This window comes from Methanobacterium sp., from assembly GCF_016217785.1.
Taxonomy (GTDB): Archaea; Methanobacteriota; Methanobacteria; order Methanobacteriales; family Methanobacteriaceae; genus Methanobacterium.
Genome location: NZ_JACRGA010000005.1, coordinates 178,844 through 200,127, shown reverse-complemented (window position 1 = coordinate 200,127; position 21,284 = coordinate 178,844). Strand labels below are relative to the sequence as shown.

Sequence of the window (21,284 nt, the reverse complement as noted above, 5' to 3'; positions counted from 1 at the left end):
TAGCTGGTGAGACAATGCAGATAAAGGACATAATGTCAGAGGAAATACACTACATTCAAGTACCCGGGAATCGTGCCAATGCACTGGAAATCATGCGAGAAAACAATGTATCAGGTTTACCCATAGTAAAAAAGGGTACAAAAACATTGGTAGGCATACTCACCAGAACTGATCTGGTGGAAAACCCCGATGAAGAGCAAATTGCCCTGATAATGACCCGGGAAATGATAACTGTGGCTCCTGATGATGATATAAGAGACGCAGCCAAAAAAATGGTTGAAAACAATATTAGAAGAGTTCCAGTAGTGGACAATGAAGAGTTAGTAGGTTTAGTCACCGCATCAGACCTTATTAACAAGGCACTGTGGAAAATGGATCTTAACGACCCTGCTGAAAACTATATACTTCTTAATGTACCCACCACATGGGAGAGAACTCCCCTGAATGTTGCATTCTCCATAATGCGCTACTTCAACCTTAAGGTACTCCTGGCCCTTAACAACGAAGGAAAACCTTCAGGAATATTAACTGAAACCGATTTCCTGGAAGAAAGTGAAGTGGTATCAGAACAAACTGTACACAACACTTCTGTGGGTACCGAAGGGGATAAATGGTCATGGGATAGTACAAACGTACTTTATGTTTTTAAAAACCATTTACAGTTCTCTGATAAGGAAGTACGGGACGTGGCTACCAGTGACCTGGCCATAGTTACCACGAAGACTCCAGTCAAGGATTGTGCCAACAAAATGAGGCAACGGAATATTGAACAGATGCCAGTTATTGATGTAGAAGGAGAACTGGTTGGACTAGTAAGAGCCGGTGACCTCATTAAATCAATTATTGATTAAAAAAATTGATTAAAAATTCATAACTGATTTATAATTAATTTTTTTTATTGTATTTTTTTATTTATCTAATTAAATAAGCAATTAAACAAATAAGCAATTAAACAAAACATTATTGAAGATTAAAATGTCAGAAACAACTCCCATAGTAAAACCAATTATTAAAATAAAAGCCGATCCTGAAATTATCCGTATCGTTGGTAAGAAAGGAGGGGAAGTCTCCCTGCAGGATATCAATCTTAGATTTATTATGGCCACCATGTGGTGGGAAGGGGACCCTCAACTGGAAACATTCTTCCAGATACTAGAATTGACCATTAAAAGAGCCTTGCAAGAGGTTCATCCCCATGAAAAAATGGTTATAGATTATTCTTACACCGCCAATGATATTCTGGAAGATGCATCGGAGATCATGGTTGAGATCGAGAACATAGAAGCCGATGGTGAGGTACTGGAAGTGGAAGGAGATATTATTGTTCTCTCTGGAAACGATAGTAGGGGTTTTTTCAAAAAACTCACAGCATTCCGGCGTAAAGTTAAAGAGAATGTACATCGAGAAATTTGATAAATAGACATCTTAGATATCTCTTTAAACAGCCAATATCTTCACCAAATATCTAATTTATACTAACTATTTCTTTTATAATATTTTTTATACCGTTTTTATCTTCAAAAGATATGTTGCTGGAGTCTTTTATCAAAATTTAGTTTTTTTACCAAATTTATTAGTTTGATATCAAAAATTATTCTCATATTTGCCTGCGCAGACAAGGTAGAACCTTAAGCAACAACTCCTGAGCATCTTCCTGGTCTCTAACTTTACGGGCGACAATTTTTCCCTTGGCAAATATGGTGATGTTCCTACCATCCATTTCCAGCATGGCTATGCCCATCTCCCTGGAGCACTTAACCTTTCCCAGGGTTTCCAGTTCCTGACAGGTTAGAGAGATGTTAAACTGGTATGGAAGTTCTGTTTCAAACATTATCTTATTTTTCGCATCTTTACAGGGTTTATAAATTACCATCTCATCTTTCAAATCACCATAGCTCCCAATATCCATGGTAATTCTCTTAAAACCCACTGACTTCAGTTCTAAATCCAGATGATGAAGTAATCCTCGGTCAATAAGTTTATCCACATCTTTCACTTCAATAAGGGCCATACCATCATCGTCCCTCACCCGAACCACATCCAGACCCGTGAGGTTTTTGATGAGATTTTCAGCATAGCTAATGCGGTTGATTTTACGGGGAGTGATTGCTTTTCCAGTGGGGATTCTGGTGGCAAGACAGGTGGTTGAAGGATTATAATCAATGTTAAACTGATTTAAAATGGTTCTTACATCGTGGGAGGTGATTCCTGACTTTACCATGGGTGTTTTAACATTTTTTTCTATGTTAACCATTATTCCTGGCCGGTCCTCCATTAGATCACTGATGTTGGTGCCGTCAACCACCTCATCATACTGTCCTTCCTTTGCTATTTTTTCCAGTCTCTGGTGCATTTTCATCTTGCAGACGTAACACCTGTTAGGGGGGTTTATTTCAAATGCAGAATCCTCCAGGAAGTTTTCATGTATAACAAGGTGTTTGATCCCTATTTTTTGGGCGATGAGTTCTGCGTCCTGAACACAATCTGAAGGCATAACACCATTATCCACCGTGACTGCCAGGGCCTCATTTGCCTCTTCTTTGGCAACCCAAGCCAGTAGTGTGCTGTCTGCACCCCCCGAAAATGCAATCAGAACCTTTTTTCCACGAAAATAGTTCCTTAAACTATTCATTTTTCCTTCAATATCCATAAAAAATACCACGTTAATTTCTGGAATTGTATTCAATACTAATTCTATTGATAATATTATTATTGTATAATTAAATTCACTAACACGTCAATTCAAATTACATGTACTCAAATAGGCTAACTCGCATAAATTCCCATAAACAAATTGATTGCTATTTAATTGAAATTTTTGCTAATTTAAATTGATTTTTTGCTCAATCTTAAGTTGACTTAATCTTAAGTTGATAAAAGAACATACAGAGATTGTTACATGGATATATATTTAAACCATGGTTTTAATGTACTTTAAAACTTTCCTGGCATCTTCCGCTTTAATGTCAGTTCCTTTACTGTCTAAAAAATCTTCAAGGTCTTTTTTCTTGTTTTCTTCCAGCTTGGAATCTTTTAAAATACGAGGGTATGTTCTTTGAGGATAGTATATATTTTTAGCTGTTTGATACAGGGTTTCAACCTCATTAAGGGTGATTATACCCTCTTTTTCAGCCATCTGAAAGTTGTGATTCATACTTACCAGGGCTTCGGAGAGAATTTCATGGGTTAGGGGATTAAAAACTATGGCCACATCATCATCTGATTCTATTATTCCATCCCTGTACTTCTGGTAAACAGTTCCAATTCCAATCATGCCCGCGTAATCCAGTTCTGCTGATCTAAGAGCTCCCATGCTAGAGCCCCCCACGATTGTCACACCGGCTTCCAGGGCTCGGAGTATCTCCCTGTGGGATACAGCAGGTTGCTGATAAAAAACACCATCAATTATCCCGATGATATCCGGAGGATCATTCAAAAGAACAACAACATCATCTCTAGCCACTGGAGGGTGATATTCAGCATCCAAAATCTTTTTAGCCTCCTTTAATGGGAGTGAAGGCCCTATAAACACTACGATCCTTTTTTTATCCAAATTAGCGCCTCGGACTATTTTTACTTACTCCAGTTAATTTTTTATTCCTGTTTTTTTTAGTATGTTGCCCCTTATTTTAATTGGAACGTTTTCCCTGAGTATAATCGGGTATTTTTCCAGGAGTATAATGGGGGTAATTTTCCATGAGTATAATGCGTATTATTTGCCAATTATTTCTCAACAAAAATATTATTTTTACATTTATCTAACTTTCTTGATTATAGTTGTTGTTGTGTTGGGGGAATTAAATATTTAAAAAAAAGCTATTGAAATATTAGGGAATGGTGATAAATGAAGTGGCTTTTACAATTTGGATTAATATTGAAGTAGACATTGTAATCCCATTAATAAAATCAATAGATGTATAGATGTTATAAATAGATATTATCCCACTAACAATTAATAGACATTATTCCAATTAATAACTTGACAAAGTGAGGTTATAGTTGGTTTTTTATACTTCTGTAATCAGGACGGGGACCCCGGTAATTTCAGAGTGAAGTTTTATAATTTTAGGTAGGGAGGGGTGGTTTTCCCCAAGGTTTTTCTTCCATTTCTTTATTACAAAATCCAGATCAACCTCTTGAGTACCGTGTATGAGATTATCAGAATGAGCAACCAGTTTTTCCTCTAATGTGAGGGGCATGTAATCTTTAGGCGGTAATCCCAGAATTGTTGCTTCTTCTTTGGTTATCCCCGCCCCAATATGTTTTTCGACAATATTAACCACTTCCTGGGGGAATCCCTTGTTTTCAACTAGTTCTGCCCCAACAATGGCATGATCTATTCTATTGGTCTTGGAACGACCAACATCATGGAGAATGGCCCCTGTTTTAACTAAATCCAGGTCCACTTCCAAGTCAAAATCCGTTTTTAATCGGATTGCCTTCAACATGACTGCTTTAGAATGTTCAATCACGAAAAGGGGGCAGTTAAATTCCTTTAAAATATTGTGAGAAACATGTTCATTCAAAATCAAGTATTCACCCAGATGGTTTGATGGGAATCATGTTTAATGATCAAATGAATCATTAGATAATTTAATTTATTAAAGTGTAAAAGGAATGCGATTTTTTTAAGTTGTTTAAAATGTAAAAGGGGATGTGATTTTTTAGTGTTTTATAGTTTAATATTATTTAGTGTTTTATAAGTTAATATTAATTAGAATGTGATTTAGTTAGAGTGAATGTTCCATAACTGTCATGTTGAAAATAGGGTAAGAAATGGAATAAGCAGGAAAATATTAACTCATTTTTTCCTTTAATTCCTTTAATTCCGTTATGATTGAGGAATTATCCTGGAACTCCATGTTAGTATTGCAGTCTGGGCATATGAAGTTTCTTTCAGAAGCTTCTTCAAAATTATAGCGACACCCATTGGGACAGACAAAAAACATGTTATCTTCTTCATATTCCAGAGATTGGTGAATTTCACGGGAGAATTTTTCAAATTTCTCTGATATAATCTCTGCAATCTTCTCTTCTTCAAATTTCCAGCTGTAGGTATACCATTGAGTTTCAGGATCCTTACTCCTCTTGTAGCTGGCCACACCCGCATCGTATAGTTTGTAGAGTATTCTTCTTACAATGTTAAGTCGAATTTCGGTTTCTTCTGCAATTTCCTCATCAGTTGTTTTACCATTCAATAAACATTGAATAATAGGGATGCTATTCTCATCATCTTTAGTAACATCAATGAGAATCTCCTGCACGTTAGGATCTGCAAGCATCTCGTTTCCTCCTTCATGTTTTGACATTTTTAGCAGCTCTTGTATTTCCGGATCATTAAGTTTAAGCATTTAAATCTCCTCACATGGAGGGAAAGAAATCAACCATAAAATGGATAGGTCAAACCAAGCAATGCTAATCAAATATCACCCGCCTTGGTGTGAATTAGCCGCCTAAATTTGAAAAGCTAAAATGTCTCTCTCCGCCCCTAAAAGACCCATTCGTGTTTTATAACAATAACCACGTTTAGCTAGTGTTCATTGAAATAGAGCTATGTATATGGGTGTTAAAAATATCTTGGGTTAACTATCTATATGGAGCAAGATAGTATTTATATTTTTTTAATGACCCCTCCTAAAACCAAAAACCAGATAACCCCCTATTAATAAAAGAGTTTAAAATTATTTATCATACTTTTCGAACTATCACCGCAGGTGTGTGGGTTATCGAATCGAGCATGTCTAGGGTTATGGTATTAACATCTCCCTCAAGTAGTTCTTGCATGTCATATACTGTTTCCATGTTGTTCTCATGAATTTTCTGGTATTCTTCGGCTGCTCTGGCGATTTGCAGAAGTTCATCAAGGTTATGGTCCTGGGAAACCCCCAGTGGAGTGGGACCTACTATGTGTCCCAATCGTCCTAATAAATATCCGAACATTCCCCAATTATTCCGGATCTCAGTTATGGAAATTGGGAGAGATGTGAATTTTGTTTTCCCAATTTTGTAAGTTGCATCAGTGTCTATGATCATCACAGTTATATTTTTACCAGATATACGTTGAATTTCCCGGGCTATTTCCTCGGAAAGACCCTGTGGATCATCAGGTAATAATGAGACATAACTCCCTGGAGCATTACTCAAATCCACACCCGCCTCCGAAGCCGGTTTTAAAGCGTGCTTCCAACCATAATAGTATAATATAACTTCTTTATGGGAACGAGCCTCTGGAGGAAGTTTTCGGAGGTTTTTGATAGTTCTTTTTTTAATACCCATTAATGGGCCGAATATATAGCCCCACAGATATTTGGACCATACATCTGCCAGGATATAAGCACTGAAGGATGGTTTAAACTCAGCTTCATCCACAATTCTTCCCTGAGATATAGCTAAAGGGGTTTCAGAGACCACTAAAAAATCCCCATCCTCCAGAAGACCTACAGCATTTTCAATTATAACATCATAGGGTTCTCCGGGTTTAATATAACCTGTGTTAATGTTTATTAACCTATAACTGCTGTTTCCTTCAGAATACTCCATATATTCCTGTTTTTGATAAGATTCATGGTTTTTATGGTTCATGATATCAATAAAATAAGGAAAGAAATTTAAAAGTTATGGGGGGTGAAGAGTTAGTTTTATAATATGATTTATCCCTTAACTGGGGGTGCCCATACCTTAAGGTCTATACCCTCAATGATTGCTCTTCTACCTTCCAGTTGAACCACTACCCCAGAGTGAACTTTCTGCATCATACAGTGATATGGCAGGAACCGGACTGTTTCACCTACTCGGGGCAGTTCACCTTCTATCAATCCCTCAAATCCACCCACCATACAAACCCCTACCTCTTTATAATCGAATTCAGTCTCTGAATCCAGACGGTGACAGGGGCCCACCAGATGGACTGTTATTAATCCATGGTTTTCAGAAAGAACCTTGGCAAAGTGGGTAACTGGGCAGCCCAGAGGACGGTATCTTATGATTTCCCCCTGCTTTATTTCTTCTCGGGTGAAAGGATAAAGAGTTTCCCTGCATGATTCTTCCCCAGGAATAGGTTTCAAAATAATGTCCGCCTCATATCCATCCATGACTCCCACAATTTTCTCTTTTTCGGGGATTATTTTTGTTTCCTTTAGTATTTCCTTAAGTTTGGCCAGATCATCCTGGAATATCTCCTGGGACATGAAACGGCACTTTTCAAGTGGGACTTGTCCCCTGAGGAGGGCCCCTGCAAATTCATCACAGCGTGCGTATCCACAGATACCACAGTTGTAACCTGGAAGCAACATCAAAATCTTGTTCTTCTGAGCAATATCAACCGGAACTTTACTCATTATATAACACCTGAATGATTAGTTAACGATTAGTTACTGATAATTAGTTAAATTCCTATTCTCGTTAATTCCTATTCTCCTTCATAACTCTGGAATCCATCAATACGGCGCAGGATGCCCCGGTGGTATTTCTTGTTAACCTTGGTCTCCCCTACACACAAGGTGCACACTGCCAGGGGTGCGGAGTGTCGTAGAGTCTCACCTTCCAGAGTGACTTCCTGTGACTTCATGATCTCATCAGCCAGTTCAGCACATCCCTGACCACTTAACCCATTGGCTTCTATTATTTTACAGTTAGGATTGACTTCTAATATCCGTTCTCGGAATATCTCCCTTTCAGCCTGGGATATCATGTCACCTTTGGTGATCACTGCTATATCTGCCGTACTCAAAAATGGACCTACCTTTAAGGGGGTGTTAGGACCGCTGGTGGCATCTATAACACAAACTCCCAAAGAATTCATAGTGAAAGGTGCGCAACGGTGGCATAATCCCGCAGTTTCCACCACTAATAGCTCTGCCTGGTTTTCATCCGCCCAGTCCACCATTTCTTCCAGATTGTAGATGGCATAGTGATCGGGGCACATGTCCATGGACAGTCCCACCTTGGTGGGTACTCCTATTTTAGCAAATTTACGATCATCATCAGTGTAGAGGCAGTCAATTTTCACCACTGCTGATTTCAATCCCCTTTCATTTAAACTGCGTAGAGCATGAACTAAAACAGCAGTTTTTCCAGAACCCGGAGTTCCGGCAACAATTACCATTCTCATGAAAAATCACCGTTTTTAATCTATTTATATTAATTTTTAAGTTATAAATCAACTCAATTCCAATTATATCCCAAATTCTATTTAAAATTCAAGGATATTCCATTTCAATATCCCGAATAATTTCCCCATTACGGACTTTATCACGTAAACTTAACATTAACTCATCAATTTTATTCAATTTTTGGGATATGGCTTTTTCATCTTCACTGGTGGCTACTACTGTCTGCATTCCACCATTCTTCATTACAATTCGTTTATCAGTCATCAGAGCCAGTACCGGGTCGTGGGTTACCACCATCACAATCTTACCATGACCAGCCAGTGCTTCCAGAGCATCATGTTTCCGGATCCCTGCATTTTCAATTTCATCAATGAGTACAATGGGAGAATTGCTGATTATTGCCACATCTGCAACCATGAGGGCTCTGGATTGACCTCCGCTTAAAATAGTGAGATCATGGTCCTTTTTTATGGGCTCTCCAGTTAGGGTGTTGGCCAGATCAATAACTGCATTTACACATTTACTGCTGGCTCCACGACATTTAGCATGCAAACTTAAAAAGTCTCCCACAGTCATGTCTGCCAGGAAATTCATGTTTTGGGATAACTGGGCCACCATCTTCTTCCGAGGGTTGGTTCGATCCTCGTAGCTGGGCTCTTCACCATTGACCAGAATTTTTCTCCGGGAGAAAGTGTCTTCCTGAGAGAGTTGCTCAATATCACCAATGAGAGAGCTTTTACCACTCCCAGTGGGCCCTACCACTCCAAATATTTCACCCCTCTTTATTACTACCTTTTTCACGGGCTCAGCATTTTCCTGCTTGTCAAAACCACCCAAAATGGTTATTTCTTCTATCATCCCAGATTCACCTTTCCTAAAGTGTCTCCTCTTAGTCCCAGTCTCATGGTTTCCAGGGCTGTGATTTCATCAGGAGGGATATTACCTAAATTAACATTGGCTCCGAACTTTAGAATGAAATATGCCTGCTGATTTTTCTGGGGAGCCTCCCATATTATTTTCTTAATATCAGTACCTTCACTCAATATTTTTAACTCATCTTCCTTAACTACGCCCTGATCATCGAAAAGACCTATTCCTTTTCCCCCTTCTCTGGCCTCCATTAGCACCAGCTCAGCACCAGATTTCAGGTCACGGTTAACAATTTCAAGCCTTTTTTCAGGGGTCAATAAATGATCCTGTGCAGGATCCTTTTTTCCCACTTCAGTTATCACCAGAAATCCATTATCCTTCACACGGGATATGATTTGCTCCCTTTCATCAGAAGGAATTTCAATGGTTCCATCGGATATTTCCACTGCACCAAATCCCAGTTTATCTGCTTCATCCAGGAATTCATCAAATTTATCCTGAAGATAGGCAATTTCAAAGAGAGTCCCCCCAGGGTAAGGGTTAATTCCATAGGAATGGTAGATTTCCACTTTTTCCTGAATCAGTTCCTTGTTGTGGATGGCAGAGGTTCCCCACCCAAATTTAGCCAGATCTACATATTTTCCTGAGATTTCCAGTAGATCTATCACATGAACTGGACCCATTCCCTTATCTAACATCATGGTAAGTCCTGTGCCTGTTTTAGGGTTGCGTTGTGGGGTGAGAAAATTAAAAGCGTTCATAATATATCACTGTTGTTTGTTTTAACTATAATACTCTCTTAATTAACACTTCTACGGGTTAACACCCTTCAATATTAAGTATATTCTTTAATTCAGTTACTTTAGTTTTAGTTACTTGTTTTTAATTTAGTTACCTGCATGAACTAATCCTGAATTTAGATAGTTCATAAACAATTGCATCACATATGTACATAGTCGTTTATATTTAAAGTATTTTAAACACCATAATAAAAATGGAGGTAACATAATGGAAAAAAAGATCGTTTACTTCGAAAATTCAGGTGCGGAAAATACAGATAGAGTAATAGAACTGGTCAAAGAAAGGAAAGAAGAACTGGAGATTGAAAACATCGTGGTGGCCTCAGTATCCGGACTAACCAGTGTTAAAGTTCTGGAAAGTATGCCCGATGCACAGATAGTTAGCATCACCCACCACGCAGGATTTCGGGGTGGAGATGAATTGGAACTGGATCCAAAATATATTGAAAAGCTGGAGAATGCAGGTGTACCAGTGTACATAGGATCCCACTCTCTAAGTGGTGTGGGAAGGGGTATAAGCAATAAATTTGGAGGTGTCACTCCTGTTGAAATTATTGCAGGCACTTTAAGGCTATTTTCACAGGGAGTGAAGGTTTGTGTGGAAATCAGTGTTATGGGTGCCGATGCAGGACTCATACCCACAGATAAAGAAGTTATAGCCATAGGTGGAACTGCTAGAGGTGTGGATACTGCTGTGGTTTTGAAGCCCGCACACATGGGTAACTTCTTTGACCTAAAGATAAATGAAATCATTGCTATGCCCCGACCTTAGGGTCTAGTGATTCCAACTCTTGATGTTGACCCCCACTGGTTCGGTTGGTAAAGTTGTGAAATGGGTGAGTTCACAATCACTTCCTGGTTGGATGTTGAAGATGATCTTCGGATATTAGTCAAAAATTCTTTACTTAGTGGTAAATTATTGGTTAAAAAACCGTTGCTTTTAAATATAAGTTAGTACAATAACACATTTAAGATAACCAACATTTACTGTGGGGGTAGAGATTGAAATCTATTATAGACAATACCATAAAGGAATCCGAAAAAAGAAGAGATAGAAAGGCATTGGCAGAGCGACGTGGATATGATAGTAGCATCGACCAAGAATTAGAAGACATCATTCAGCGAAGTCGAGCTAAGATCTGTGTAGTTGGAACTGGAGGAGGTGGAAACAATACCCTTTCCAGATTAATGGAGATCGGTATCGAAGGAGCCGAAACCATTTCCATGAACACTGACGCTCAAGATCTTTTCTACTCAGTTGCCGACAAAAAAATATTAATGGGTAGAAATACCTGCGGAGGACTGGGTGCCGGTGGCATGCCTGAAGTCGGAGAAGAATGCGCCGAAGAAAGTGATGAGGAAATAAAAGAAAAACTGGATGGCGCGGACATGGTCTTCGTGACTTGTGGTATGGGTGGTGGAACTGGGACCGGTTCAGCACCAGTCATAGCTAAAATGGCCAAAAAGATCGGTGCCCTGACCATTGCTGTGGCAACCATGCCCTTCAGTGCAGAAGGACTACGCCGCAGAGAAAACGCGGAAAAAGGACTGGAAAAACTCCAAAACACTGCAGACACCGTGATAGTCATTCCTAACGACAAACTCCTGGAAGTAGCTCCAAACCTACCTATAAACAAGGCATTCATGGTAGCTGACGAACTCCTGGGAAGAGCAGTCAAGGGAATAACCGAACTCATTACCAAACCCGGACTGGTTAGTCTTGATTTTGCCGACATCAGAAGTATAATGAAGGGATCAGGCATGGCCATGATTGGAATGGGTGAATCAGACTCGGGAGATCGAGCCATTGAATCTGTGCACGAAGCCTTAAACAGCCCACTCCTGGACTTGGATATTTCCAATGCTAAAGGAGCATTAATAAATATCTCTGGAAGCTCTGACCTAACCTTGAACGAAGCTGAAAAGGTCGTCCAGATTGTAGCTGATGAATTAGACCCTGATGCCAACATCATTTGGGGTACTCAGATCCAGGAAGAACTTCAAAACACTATCCGTACCACCATCATAGTAGCTGGAGTCAAATCACCATACATATTTGGCATACATGGTGAACCAGAATACATTGAAGAAAGACAAAAAGAAAAAGTGCCAGAATCATCCTTGGAAGAATTCATCGACGGTGTTTTTTAAATAAATCCTTTCAAAAAGGGGAAGTAATTGATTAGGGAGTGTAATCTTTCTCTAACCCCCCAACATTAACCCTAGTCTGTTTCCTCTTCCCCATGCAAAGGTTTATATGTCCTCAGGGCAATAACCTATTTTTAATATAATCTAAATTTTTACTTCTCCTTCTATTGATAACTATGTGAAGTGGGATTTTTATGAATTTAAACAAAGAATCAGTGGCAAGTTTTATAAAACAGTGCCAAAGAGTGCTAAAAGTCTCTAAAAAGCCTGATAGAGAAGAATATACAAATGTGGCCAAGGTAACCGGTATTGGTATTATCCTGATTGGAGTCATCGGTTTTGTGATCAGTATAATTGGTCAGCTTATTCAAGGTACAGGATAAAAGAGCTTTGGCAGGTTAGTGATAGTTTTGATCTATGCAATAAGAACCCTGGTTGGCCAGGAAAAAAACGTGGCCCGAATCATTACCAGGAATGTTAAAGATAGTGGGATTGGAGTAAGCGCCGTGCTGGTTCCAGAAAGCTTACGTGGATATATCTTAGTTGAATCATCCACCAAGCTGGATCTGCAGAACCCCGCATTTAAAGTTCCCCATATGAAAGGAGCTATAGAAGGAGACATCCCATACGAAGAGATAAAAAGCTTTTTAAAGCCGGAACCAATAATAGCTTCCATACAGAAGGGAAGTATTGTGGAACTGATATCCGGACCATTTAAAGGAGAAAAAGCCAAAGTGGTTCGTATTGATGAATCCAGAGAAGATGTAGTTCTGGAACTTATTGAAGCAGCAGTTCCCATCCCAGTTACAGTTAAAGGTGATCAGATTAGATTAATACAGAAGGAGGCAGATTAATGGCAACAGAAACCGTTGAAATACTAATAGATGGCGGTAAAGCTACTCCCGGCCCACCATTAGGTCCTGCTATTGGACCCCTGGGTATCAACATGATGCAAGTGGTGGAGCAGATTAACCAGAAAACAGCAGACTTCGAAGGCATGAAAGTACCGGTGAAAGTCATAGTGGATACCTCCAGCAAAGAGTTCGAGGTTACAGTAGGAACACCACCCACCACCGCACTGATCATGGATGAGTTGAAGATAGAGAAAGGATCTCAAGATCCTGGACTTGACAAAGTAGCTGATCTAAAAATAGAACAAGCTCTTAAAGTCGCCAGGATGAAATTCGATGCTCTTCTTTCGGCAGACTACAAACATGCCACCAAAGAAGTTGTGGGTACCTGCGTGAGTATGGGTATCACTGTGGAAGGTAAAGATCCACGGGAAGTGCAGAAAGAAATCAGTCAGGGTGTCTACGACGAACAGTTAGTAGAAAAAGCCTGATCTTGAATTCGGATAAAATTATAATTATTGTGACAACATATATCACAAATTATATCTTAAAACAAACACGACAGAGAAATACAAACACTAAATCCAAACCATTAGATTGAACTTTTCACACAGAAGAGTTCGGAGGAATTTACGTGAAACAAGAGATCTTAGAAGCGGTGAAGAAGGCTAAGGAGGAATCCCAGCCGAGAAACTTCACACAATCCGTTGATGTGGTTATCACCATCAAGGATTTAGACGTGAAAAAACCTGAAAACCGCATAGACGAGGAAGTTCTTCTCCCTAATGGACGGGGTAAAGATGTGAAGATCGCCTTTATTGCCGACGGTGAACTGGCCCTACAGGCCAAGAACGCCGGAGCAGACATGGTGATCAACAAAGGAGAACTGGAAGAAATGGGCAAAGATCGTAAAGAAGCCAAGAAGATCGCCAACCGGCTAGATTTCTTCGTGGCTCAAGCCGATATGATGCCCCTGGTAGGAAGATTCCTGGGACCTGTACTGGGACCCCGGAAGAAAATGCCAAAACCAGTTCCAGCCACCATCAAACCCGAACCCATAATGGAGAGGCTTAAAAGCACAGTAAAAGTGAGAATAAAAGACCAGCCAGTTATACAGGCACTAGTCGGCACACAGGACATGGATGATGAGCTCATAGCAGCCAACATCGAAGCGATTCTAGTAGTGCTGGATCAGAAACTGGAAAAAGGGCGTAACCAGATAAAATCCATGTACGTGAAAACCACCATGGGCCCTGTAGCGAGGGTGATCTAAATGCCACATGTAGCCGAGTGGAAAAAAGAAGAGGTTAAAGAGCTTAAAGACTTGATCTCAAGCCATCCTGTAGTGGGAATGGCAGATCTTTCCGATATACCAGCCCCTCAGCTCCAGAAGATGCGTCAGAGCCTGCGTGGAAGTGCCAAGCTCAAGATGTCCAGGAAGACCCTGATGGATCTGGCCTTAAATGATTCAGCCAAAACCAATGTCGAAGTGCTTGTAGATCATATGGATGGTCAGCCAGCCTTAATATTCACAGACATGAACCCCTTCAAGCTCTACAAAATATTAGAAGGTAGTAAAACTCCGGCTCCTGCTAGAGCTGGAAGCATAGCTATGGATGATATTGTAGTGCCTAAAGGTGATACTGGTTTCATGCCCGGCCCCATACTGGGAGAACTGCAGAAAATCGGTATCCCTGCCAAGATAGAAAAGGGTAAAATAGTTATAACTGAAGATAAAACCATAGTTGCTGAGGGAGATGTGATCTCACGTGACGTGGCCGGTATGCTGACCCGTCTTGATATCTATCCCCTTGAAGTGGGAATCAACCTTAAGGCAGCTTATGAAGATGAAACAGTCTACACCTCTGACATCCTATTCATAGATGAGGATAAAACCGTATCTGACATACAGAAAGCATACACTCAGGCACTGAACCTTTCAGTGAATGCAGTGGTGTTCAACAGTGTATCAACCCCTGTTATCATATCCAAAGCAGCAGGAGAAGCACTGAACCTGGCTTTCAATGCAGAAATACTCACCTCCAAAACAACCGACCTCTTACTGGCCAAGGCCTACTCTCAGATGCTGGCTGTGGCCTCTGAAGCATCAGCACAGAATGCTGAAGCTGTTGACGATGAACTTCGTGAGAAGCTAAGCGCAACTGCAAGTGCAGCAGAAGCTAAACCAGCTGAAGAAGAGAAAGAGGAAGAAGAAGAGGAAGAAGAGGAAGATAATGAAGAGGATGCAGCCGCTGGTTTAGGTGCTCTCTTCGGATGATAGTATTGAATGACTCGTAATCTAATAAAAATAATTAGATTGAATAAAAACCGGTAATTGAATTTAATCGATTCAAGAGGTTTGAAGTTAAAAAAGGATATAGTTTGAGGTGATCTCATGGAATACATATACGCAGCAATGTTATTGCACACAGCAGGTCAGGAAGTTAATGAAGAAAGTGTTAAGAAAGTCTTAGAAGCAGCAGGTTCAGATGCAGACGACGCAAGGGTAAAAGCATTAATTGCAGCCCTGGAAGATGTCGACATCGAAGAAGCTATTGAAAAAACCGCTGTAGCAGCCGCAGCCCCTGCAGCCGCAGCACCAGCTGCAGCTGAAGAAGCTGAAGAAGAAGCTGAAGAAGAGGAAGACGAAGAAGAAGCTGAAGAAGAAGCTGCTGCCGGTCTCGGCGCACTCTTCGGTTAATTCTTTTTTAGCCAAAAGCCCCTGGGCTTTTTTGGCTTAATATTTTTTTTGCCAGTTCAATCATACTTTAATAATTATTAATAATTATTTATTGATTAAACTTATATCCAATTAAAGGCAAACAAAGTTTATATTATTATATAAGCTTAAATAAGGCGAATATACTCATATTTATATAATATTCCCATTTTTAAGCTTACAACAAAGTTTTTTAGAAATTCTATTGATGATTACTATGTCTGTCCAGTTGGAAAAACTTGGTTACACCAAAAAAACTTGTAAAACCTGTGGAAATGATTTTTGGTCCATAGGTGAACGTGAAACATGTGGCGATGCACCCTGTGATGAATACCAGTTCATTGGAAATCCAGCCACACCACAAAAACACGATTTATTCTCCATCCATGATCTTTTCATACGCTTCTTCCAGGAAAGAGGCCACACACCCATCAGGAGATATCCTGTCCTTGCCAAACGATGGAGAGATGATGTTTTCCTGGTAGGGGCATCCATCTACAACTTCCAACCATGGGTAACCTCAGGACAGGTTAAACCACCGGCCAATCCACTGGTAGTGGCCCAGCCATCCATCCGCCTGAACGACGTGGATAATGTGGGACGAACCGGCAGACACATGACCTGCTTCACCATGGGCGGACATCATGCCTTCAATTCTGAAGATAACCAGGTTTACTGGGAAGACGAAACCGTGAAATACTGTCATGATTTCATAACCCACTTGGGAATAAATGGAGAAGAGATCACCTTCATTGAATCATGGTGGGAAGGTGGAGGTAACTCAGGACCCTGTTACGAAGTTTGCGTGAGGGGAGTGGAACTGGCCACCCTGGTTTTCATACAATACCGCACCCTGCCGGGAGGGGAAAAGGAAGAAATACCCCTGAAGATAGTGGACACGGGTTATGGATTAGAAAGGTTTGCCTGGATAAGCCAGGGCACACCCACTGCCTATGATGCTTCCTTCGGACCGGTCATAGAAGAACTCCGGGAAATGGCAGGAGTCCAGCTCAACCATCGCATCCTGGGAGAAAACGCCCAGGTAGCAGGGATGATGGATATTGAAGACATCGCTGATCTGAAAGTACTGCGTAGTAAAGTGGCTGAGAGACTGGGAATCACCCTGGAAGAGTTGAAAGAAGCCACCGAACCCATGGAAGCTATTTATGTTATTGCTGATCACACTCGCTGTCTGGCTTTCATGCTGGCTGATGGAGTCATACCATCCAATGTTAAAGAGGGATATCTGGCCCGTTTAATCCTCAGACGGACCATACGTTTCATAAAAAAATTAGGACTTAACAGGTCACTGGGGGATATAATGAACATTCAACTGAACTTCCTCTCCCAGACCTATCCTGAGATCCGGAACCATCAGGAGCACATTTTAAGGGTAATTGAACTTGAAGAGAAACGTTACCGTAAAACCATCCAAAAAGGACACCAGATGGTTAAAAAAAGCATCAAATACTTGAAAAAGGATAAAAAGGATGAAATGCCCCTGGACATGCTCATTAAACTTTATGATTCCCAGGGTTTACCTCCGGACACCGTGGAGGAAGTTGCCAGGGAACTGGACTTCATCGTGAATGTGCCTGATAACTTCTACACTCTGGTTGCAGCCGAGCACTCTGAGGAAGCTGTGGAAGAAGAAGTACCAGTTGAACTGGACTTCCCTGAAACTGTCCTCAAATTCTATGATGAACCACAGGAAACAGAATTTGCTGCCAGATACCTGGGATCATACCAAAACAACATCATACTGGATCAGACTCTCTTCTACCCTGAAGGAGGAGGACAACCCTCAGATGTAGGTTACCTGGATACCGGGAAAGAGAAAATCAAGGTATTGCATGCTGAAAAGCTAGATGGAATTGTTCTGCACCGGGTGGAAGAAGAAAAACTGGAAAAACTCAAACATCGCACCGGATCAACTCTTACGGGAAACATTGACTGGAACCGTAGAATTGCCCTGGCCCGTAACCACACCGCCACCCACCTTCTGGTGGCAGCAGCCCGGAAGGTTCTTGGAGACCATATCTGGCAGGCCGGAGCACAAAAAGGGGTTAAAAAATCAAGAATAGACTTATCACATTACCAACGTATCAGTGCAGAAGAACTCCACCAGATCGAACTCATAGCTAACCGATGGGTGATGGAAAACATCCCCGTGGAGACAACGTGGATGGATCGTACTGATGCTGAGAAGAAATACGGATTCATATTATACCAGGGAGGAGTTGTGCCTGGAAAGAGCATCAGAGTAGTTCAAATCCCGGGTGTGGATGTGCAGGCCTGTGCCGGAACACACTGCAACTACACTGGCCAAATCGGACTGGTGAAAGTTAACCGAACCGAAAGGATACAGGACGGAGTGGAACGTCTGGAGTTCTCCGCAGGTGAAGCAGCAGTGGAGTCCATGCAGACCAACGATATTCTGTTACAGGACAGTGCTGCCGTGTTTAAAGTAGAGGCAAACCAGCTTCCCAAGACCAGTGAAAGGTTCTTCAGTGAGTGGAAGGCCTTCAAGAATGATATTAAACGATTGCAAAAACAGATTGCAGAGCTTAAAACCAAATCCCTTGTTAATCAAACCGAAGAAATCAACTCCCTATCCTTTTTATCAGATAAAGTGGATGCAGATATTGGTGAACTGGTTAAAATGGTAACCCGGCTCACTGATGATGGGGGAGTGGATCTGGTTGTCCTGGGTAATGGGGAAGGTAAAATTGCGGGAGCTGCATCCGTAAAAGCCATGAATAGAGGAATTAAAATCAACGAGATCATCAAAGAAGCTGCCGCTATAATGGGTGGTGGAGGTGGTGGAAGACCTAACCTGGCCCAGGGTGCAGGGCGAGACATGAATAAAATCTCGGAAGCCCTTGAATTTGCACGTAGTACTTTAAAGGACAAACTTGCTCAGAAAAATCTTAATGGATTTGGATAAACTTACCCGTTCTAACCCAGTTAACACCATAAAAAAATAATTAAAATCATTGCTCATTTGCTTGGATTTTTTACAGGTGAATTTAATTGAAAAAAAGCATCCAGGATATAAATCAAAAGATCAAGAAAGGTGAAGCCACCATCCTCACTGCTGAGGAAGTAACCCGTCTGGTTATGGATGGTGAAGAACCCACCATGGAAGACATTGATGTGGTGACTACAGGCACTTGTGGTATCATGTCCGGAACTGCAGCCATATTCCACCTCCCGGTTGCAGAACCAGGATCATTCAAAAAAGCTGGAAAGATCACCTTAAACGGTGTTCCAGGATTCCCTGGACCTTGCCCCAATGAATGGTTGGGTTCTGTGGATTTAATGGTTTACGGAACTTCACATAGCATCACCGATCCTCAGTATGGTGGAGGATTCCTGTTCAAGGACCTTCTCCAGGGTGAAGAAATTGAGATCATAGTGGAGGATATTGATGGCAACCTCATCCGATCCAGTGCTTCACTGGATGAGTTTGGCACTGCCCAGATGATTGGAACTCGTTTCGCCTTTAAAAATTATACTGCATTTATAAACCCCACCCCTGAATCGGTTTCATCCATATTCAACGCAGTGGACATGGATGGCCCATTTAAGGGAATCTCATTTTCAGGATGTGGTGAGCTCAACCCACTTCAGAACGACCCCCAACTAAATTCCATACGTAAAGGAACTCGATTGCTTATAAATAACTCTGAAGGATTATTCATCGGCACCGGGACCCGTAGCAGTCCTGAAAAGCCCAATATGATGATAACTGCAGATATGAAGGATATGGATCCCCATTATTTGGGTGGCTTCCGCACTGGAGCAGGACCCGAAGTTTACAACAGCGTGGCCACAGCCATACCCATTCTGGATGAGGAAATCCTCCAGAAGACTTTCATAAAAAATGAGGATATCAAGCTCCCCATTGCAGATATCAGAGGTCGTCACAGCGTCCTGAGCCAGACCACTTATGAAGTGTGGAGAAATGTTGATGAACGACCAACCTATGAACAAGAATTATGTCAGAAATGTGGAACCTGTCTGGTTGAAGAAAGATGCCCCACCAGGGCCTTTCAGAAGCATGAATTGAATACGGTTCGGTGTTTCGGTTGTGGAATGTGCGCCTACTCCTGTCCCTTCGGCACCTTCCAGATGAAACGAGGACATGTCACAATAGATTGGAAGGGCCAGGGAAAAGAGTTAGAAGTGAGCTGTCGCCAGTCGGATATTAAAAGAGCCCGTGAACTGGCCAGAGAACTTAAAAACAGGATTGAAAAGGGAGAATTTTTACTTAATCCTTAATGAGCAAGTTCTTAATTAAACCCCTTCAATAACATGTTCACTTGTACTTTACTTTCTCTTTTTTTAAATGAATTTTTTTTAATAAAGGAATATAAACAATTCTTTGTGGTTATATCCATTATAATACTTTGTCATCTCCTAAAACTTCTAAAATCTTTTTTAGAATGTGATCCCTATTTTCCATGGTTAAACTAAAAATCCTGACATCTTTCCTATTTTTAACCTTTAAAATAAATGGGTGATTGGAACGCTGATGAATAACTGCAATTACTGGTTTCTGGCTTTCCATTACCTCCCATACTGCATGAGAAAAAGAACTGCTTGCTAGTTCCATGGGTGCAATTTCATCAATGAATATGTAATCAGATGTTTCCAGAGCATTTTTCAGGGCTAAAACACCCACGTCCTGGATTTCATCTAAATTAATCCTATATCGACCTACACTTGGACCTTTTGTGTTGTGTATACTTGCCAGGATTCCTTTCCGCTTGGAAGCAATGTCAATGATATTAAAACCAGTTCTCCTGTCATTCTCTCTTATTTCAGGACAGTACATTCCACCAATAGAATACCCACTATCCCTGACTTTATTTTTTATTTCGTTTAAGAGAGTAGTTTTACCAACTCCAGGCGGACCTGTTATTAAAACATTCATAGTACCACGATACTGGTTCCCAGTTACTAATTTTCATGATCATTTCAATAGGTATTCTAAAAAAAATAAATAATTAAATTAAATAAAGGGTTCACAATATGTTCTGAATTTTCCCGGAAAAGAAAATGAATCCCATTACGAATCCAATGAGTAGTGCCAGGACTAAAAAGAGAATAGCAGTTGTCAGGATGGAACTCTTTTTTTCTTCAGAACCATAATATTCATCCAGATCATAGCCTCTTCTCACTGGCTTGCCCTTCTTATGGTAATTTTCCTGATTGTAGTTCCGCCTATGACCTTTATTTTTATTATATTCATCATATCCCCCCTCACCCTCATATTTTTTATTATAACTCTTCTTTTTATTATATCGTTTATTATAGTTACTCTTTTGTTCATATTCATGATCTTTATTCGGATTATTTATCTGATTATCATCCTTATTTTGATTATAATCTTTATTGGTATCTTTATCAGAATCATCCCAATTCTGATATGGTTCCGGTTGATGTGTGTCCTTGGAAAGGTTTTCCTCTTCCAAGTAGTATGGTTCAGATAGGCTTTCATCCCCTTGCAAGTATTCACCCCTCAGATACTTCTTCTGGAGGGGTTTGTGGTCAAAATTAAATAGTTCCATCCCACACTTAGGACATTGGCTCTCCCCTTTCCCTATTCGAGCACCACAATTTTCACATATCATCCTGAACCTCGTTTTAATAATCCAAATATGTTGAAGTTTGAATTGCGATTTTCAATTGGGTTTTATTGTGCAAATATAAACCATTATATGCAATTTCATATGATCTGTGATTATTATTTTAACTAAACATACATAAATCCTTTTCC

At 40.6% G+C, this 21,284-nt stretch carries 23 protein-coding genes; 12 read left to right on the top strand and 11 right to left on the bottom strand.

Annotated elements, in window-relative coordinates; all coding sequences use genetic code 11:
• Window positions 1-14: 14 nt before the first annotated feature.
• Both HY987_RS02410 and HY987_RS02405 read left to right on the top strand, forming a co-directional pair.
• The gene (locus HY987_RS02410) at window positions 15-851 is read left to right on the top strand and encodes a CBS domain-containing protein (protein ID WP_292755251.1); all 837 of its coding nucleotides are present in this window, start codon (window positions 15-17) and stop codon (window positions 849-851) included.
• Between the two features lie 124 nt (window positions 852-975).
• The gene (locus HY987_RS02405) at window positions 976-1,413 is read left to right on the top strand and encodes a hypothetical protein (RefSeq protein ID WP_292755249.1); all 438 of its coding nucleotides are present in this window, start codon (window positions 976-978) and stop codon (window positions 1,411-1,413) included.
• A 184-nt stretch (window positions 1,414-1,597) separates the two neighbouring features.
• On the opposite strand, the gene larE is transcribed toward HY987_RS02405, so the two are convergent.
• The 9 genes from larE to comA form a co-directional block, all read right to left on the bottom strand.
• Window positions 1,598-2,650, bottom strand: a complete 1,053-nt coding sequence (gene larE, locus HY987_RS02400; protein ID WP_292755247.1) for an ATP-dependent sacrificial sulfur transferase LarE — start codon at window positions 2,648-2,650, stop codon at window positions 1,598-1,600.
• A 261-nt stretch (window positions 2,651-2,911) separates the two neighbouring features.
• A complete protein-coding gene (locus HY987_RS02395; RefSeq protein WP_292755245.1) occupies window positions 2,912-3,553 on the bottom strand; it encodes a TfuA-related McrA-glycine thioamidation protein in 642 nt (213 codons plus the stop codon).
• A gap of 454 nt (window positions 3,554-4,007) precedes the next feature.
• The gene (locus HY987_RS02390) at window positions 4,008-4,532 is read right to left on the bottom strand and encodes a TIGR00295 family protein (protein WP_292755243.1); all 525 of its coding nucleotides are present in this window, start codon (window positions 4,530-4,532) and stop codon (window positions 4,008-4,010) included.
• A gap of 264 nt (window positions 4,533-4,796) precedes the next feature.
• Window positions 4,797-5,282 (bottom strand): transcription factor E, encoded by a 486-nt coding sequence (gene tfe, locus HY987_RS02385; RefSeq protein WP_048199831.1) that lies wholly within the window; start codon window positions 5,280-5,282, stop codon window positions 4,797-4,799.
• 406 nt (window positions 5,283-5,688) lie between these two features.
• The gene (locus tag HY987_RS02380) at window positions 5,689-6,540 is read right to left on the bottom strand and encodes a coenzyme F420-0:L-glutamate ligase (RefSeq protein ID WP_292755766.1); all 852 of its coding nucleotides are present in this window, start codon (window positions 6,538-6,540) and stop codon (window positions 5,689-5,691) included.
• A gap of 110 nt (window positions 6,541-6,650) precedes the next feature.
• Window positions 6,651-7,337 (bottom strand): (Fe-S)-binding protein, encoded by a 687-nt coding sequence (locus HY987_RS02375; RefSeq protein WP_292755241.1) that lies wholly within the window; start codon window positions 7,335-7,337, stop codon window positions 6,651-6,653.
• A 71-nt stretch (window positions 7,338-7,408) separates the two neighbouring features.
• Window positions 7,409-8,110, bottom strand: a complete 702-nt coding sequence (locus HY987_RS02370; protein ID WP_292755239.1) for a GTP-binding protein — start codon at window positions 8,108-8,110, stop codon at window positions 7,409-7,411.
• A gap of 88 nt (window positions 8,111-8,198) precedes the next feature.
• Window positions 8,199-8,969, bottom strand: a complete 771-nt coding sequence (locus HY987_RS02365; protein ID WP_292755237.1) for an ATP-binding cassette domain-containing protein — start codon at window positions 8,967-8,969, stop codon at window positions 8,199-8,201.
• Complete coding sequence (gene comA / locus HY987_RS02360) at window positions 8,966-9,742, bottom strand: phosphosulfolactate synthase (RefSeq protein ID WP_292755235.1); 777 nt, start codon at window positions 9,740-9,742, stop codon at window positions 8,966-8,968. Before comA ends, HY987_RS02365 begins: the two co-directional genes overlap by 4 nt.
• Before the next feature lie 247 nt (window positions 9,743-9,989).
• Between comA and HY987_RS02355 the strand changes: the two genes are divergently transcribed.
• From HY987_RS02355 to HY987_RS02310, 10 genes are all read left to right on the top strand, one after another.
• A complete protein-coding gene (locus HY987_RS02355; protein ID WP_292755233.1) occupies window positions 9,990-10,553 on the top strand; it encodes a pyruvate kinase alpha/beta domain-containing protein in 564 nt (187 codons plus the stop codon).
• Between the two features lie 254 nt (window positions 10,554-10,807).
• The gene (gene ftsZ / locus HY987_RS02350) at window positions 10,808-11,932 is read left to right on the top strand and encodes a cell division protein FtsZ (protein WP_292755764.1); all 1,125 of its coding nucleotides are present in this window, start codon (window positions 10,808-10,810) and stop codon (window positions 11,930-11,932) included.
• A gap of 191 nt (window positions 11,933-12,123) precedes the next feature.
• On the top strand, window positions 12,124-12,312 hold the full coding sequence (locus HY987_RS02345; RefSeq protein WP_292755230.1) for a protein translocase SEC61 complex subunit gamma: 189 nt from the start codon (window positions 12,124-12,126) through the stop codon (window positions 12,310-12,312).
• Between the two features lie 27 nt (window positions 12,313-12,339).
• The gene (locus tag HY987_RS02340) at window positions 12,340-12,783 is read left to right on the top strand and encodes a transcription elongation factor Spt5 (protein ID WP_292755228.1); all 444 of its coding nucleotides are present in this window, start codon (window positions 12,340-12,342) and stop codon (window positions 12,781-12,783) included.
• Window positions 12,783-13,271, top strand: coding sequence for a 50S ribosomal protein L11 (locus tag HY987_RS02335; protein WP_292755226.1), 489 nt, complete (start codon window positions 12,783-12,785; stop codon window positions 13,269-13,271). Before HY987_RS02340 ends, HY987_RS02335 begins: the two co-directional genes overlap by 1 nt.
• Window positions 13,272-13,414: 143 nt before the next feature.
• Window positions 13,415-14,053 carry a 50S ribosomal protein L1 gene (locus HY987_RS02330; protein WP_292755224.1) on the top strand — a complete coding sequence of 213 codons (639 nt, stop codon included), beginning with the start codon at window positions 13,415-13,417 and terminating at the stop codon, window positions 14,051-14,053.
• Window positions 14,054-15,058 (top strand): 50S ribosomal protein L10, encoded by a 1,005-nt coding sequence (locus HY987_RS02325; RefSeq protein ID WP_292755222.1) that lies wholly within the window; start codon window positions 14,054-14,056, stop codon window positions 15,056-15,058.
• Between the two features lie 117 nt (window positions 15,059-15,175).
• The gene (rpl12p, locus tag HY987_RS02320; protein WP_292755220.1) at window positions 15,176-15,481 is read left to right on the top strand and encodes a 50S ribosomal protein P1; all 306 of its coding nucleotides are present in this window, start codon (window positions 15,176-15,178) and stop codon (window positions 15,479-15,481) included.
• A 235-nt stretch (window positions 15,482-15,716) separates the two neighbouring features.
• Entirely contained in the window at window positions 15,717-18,446 is a 2,730-nt protein-coding gene (gene alaS / locus HY987_RS02315) for an alanine--tRNA ligase (RefSeq protein ID WP_292755218.1), read from the top strand.
• Between the two features lie 86 nt (window positions 18,447-18,532).
• Window positions 18,533-19,783, top strand: coding sequence for a methanogenesis marker 16 metalloprotein (locus HY987_RS02310; RefSeq protein WP_292755216.1), 1,251 nt, complete (start codon window positions 18,533-18,535; stop codon window positions 19,781-19,783).
• Between the two features lie 118 nt (window positions 19,784-19,901).
• On the opposite strand, the gene HY987_RS02305 is transcribed toward HY987_RS02310, so the two are convergent.
• Together HY987_RS02305 and HY987_RS02300 are read right to left on the bottom strand one after the other, a co-directional pair.
• Window positions 19,902-20,438, bottom strand: a complete 537-nt coding sequence (locus tag HY987_RS02305; protein WP_292755214.1) for an NTPase — start codon at window positions 20,436-20,438, stop codon at window positions 19,902-19,904.
• A 91-nt stretch (window positions 20,439-20,529) separates the two neighbouring features.
• The gene (locus HY987_RS02300; RefSeq protein WP_292755212.1) at window positions 20,530-21,138 is read right to left on the bottom strand and encodes a hypothetical protein; all 609 of its coding nucleotides are present in this window, start codon (window positions 21,136-21,138) and stop codon (window positions 20,530-20,532) included.
• Between the last annotated feature and the right edge of the window lie 146 nt (window positions 21,139-21,284).

What these genes read in the sequence shown, in the direction of transcription:
- HY987_RS02410 (WP_292755251.1), top strand. Translation starts at nt 15, where the DNA reads ATGCAGATAAAGGACATAATGTCAGAGGAAATACACTACATTCAAGTA.
- HY987_RS02405 (WP_292755249.1), top strand. Translation starts at nt 976, where the DNA reads ATGTCAGAAACAACTCCCATAGTAAAACCAATTATTAAAATAAAAGCC.
- larE (WP_292755247.1), bottom strand. Translation starts at nt 2,650, where the DNA reads ATGGATATTGAAGGAAAAATGAATAGTTTAAGGAACTATTTTCGTGGA.
- tfe (WP_048199831.1), bottom strand. Translation starts at nt 5,282, where the DNA reads ATGCTTGCAGATCCTAACGTGCAGGAGATTCTCATTGATGTTACTAAA.
- HY987_RS02380 (WP_292755766.1), bottom strand. Translation starts at nt 6,540, where the DNA reads ATGGAGTATTCTGAAGGAAACAGCAGTTATAGGTTAATAAACATTAAC.
- HY987_RS02375 (WP_292755241.1), bottom strand. Translation starts at nt 7,337, where the DNA reads ATGAGTAAAGTTCCGGTTGATATTGCTCAGAAGAACAAGATTTTGATG.
- HY987_RS02370 (WP_292755239.1), bottom strand. Translation starts at nt 8,110, where the DNA reads ATGAGAATGGTAATTGTTGCCGGAACTCCGGGTTCTGGAAAAACTGCT.
- HY987_RS02365 (WP_292755237.1), bottom strand. Translation starts at nt 8,969, where the DNA reads ATGATAGAAGAAATAACCATTTTGGGTGGTTTTGACAAGCAGGAAAAT.
- comA (WP_292755235.1), bottom strand. Translation starts at nt 9,742, where the DNA reads ATGAACGCTTTTAATTTTCTCACCCCACAACGCAACCCTAAAACAGGC.
- HY987_RS02355 (WP_292755233.1), top strand. Translation starts at nt 9,990, where the DNA reads ATGGAAAAAAAGATCGTTTACTTCGAAAATTCAGGTGCGGAAAATACA.
- HY987_RS02345 (WP_292755230.1), top strand. Translation starts at nt 12,124, where the DNA reads ATGAATTTAAACAAAGAATCAGTGGCAAGTTTTATAAAACAGTGCCAA.
- HY987_RS02335 (WP_292755226.1), top strand. Translation starts at nt 12,783, where the DNA reads ATGGCAACAGAAACCGTTGAAATACTAATAGATGGCGGTAAAGCTACT.
- HY987_RS02325 (WP_292755222.1), top strand. Translation starts at nt 14,054, where the DNA reads ATGCCACATGTAGCCGAGTGGAAAAAAGAAGAGGTTAAAGAGCTTAAA.
- rpl12p (WP_292755220.1), top strand. Translation starts at nt 15,176, where the DNA reads ATGGAATACATATACGCAGCAATGTTATTGCACACAGCAGGTCAGGAA.
- alaS (WP_292755218.1), top strand. Translation starts at nt 15,717, where the DNA reads ATGTCTGTCCAGTTGGAAAAACTTGGTTACACCAAAAAAACTTGTAAA.
- HY987_RS02305 (WP_292755214.1), bottom strand. Translation starts at nt 20,438, where the DNA reads ATGAATGTTTTAATAACAGGTCCGCCTGGAGTTGGTAAAACTACTCTC.
- HY987_RS02300 (WP_292755212.1), bottom strand. Translation starts at nt 21,138, where the DNA reads ATGATATGTGAAAATTGTGGTGCTCGAATAGGGAAAGGGGAGAGCCAA.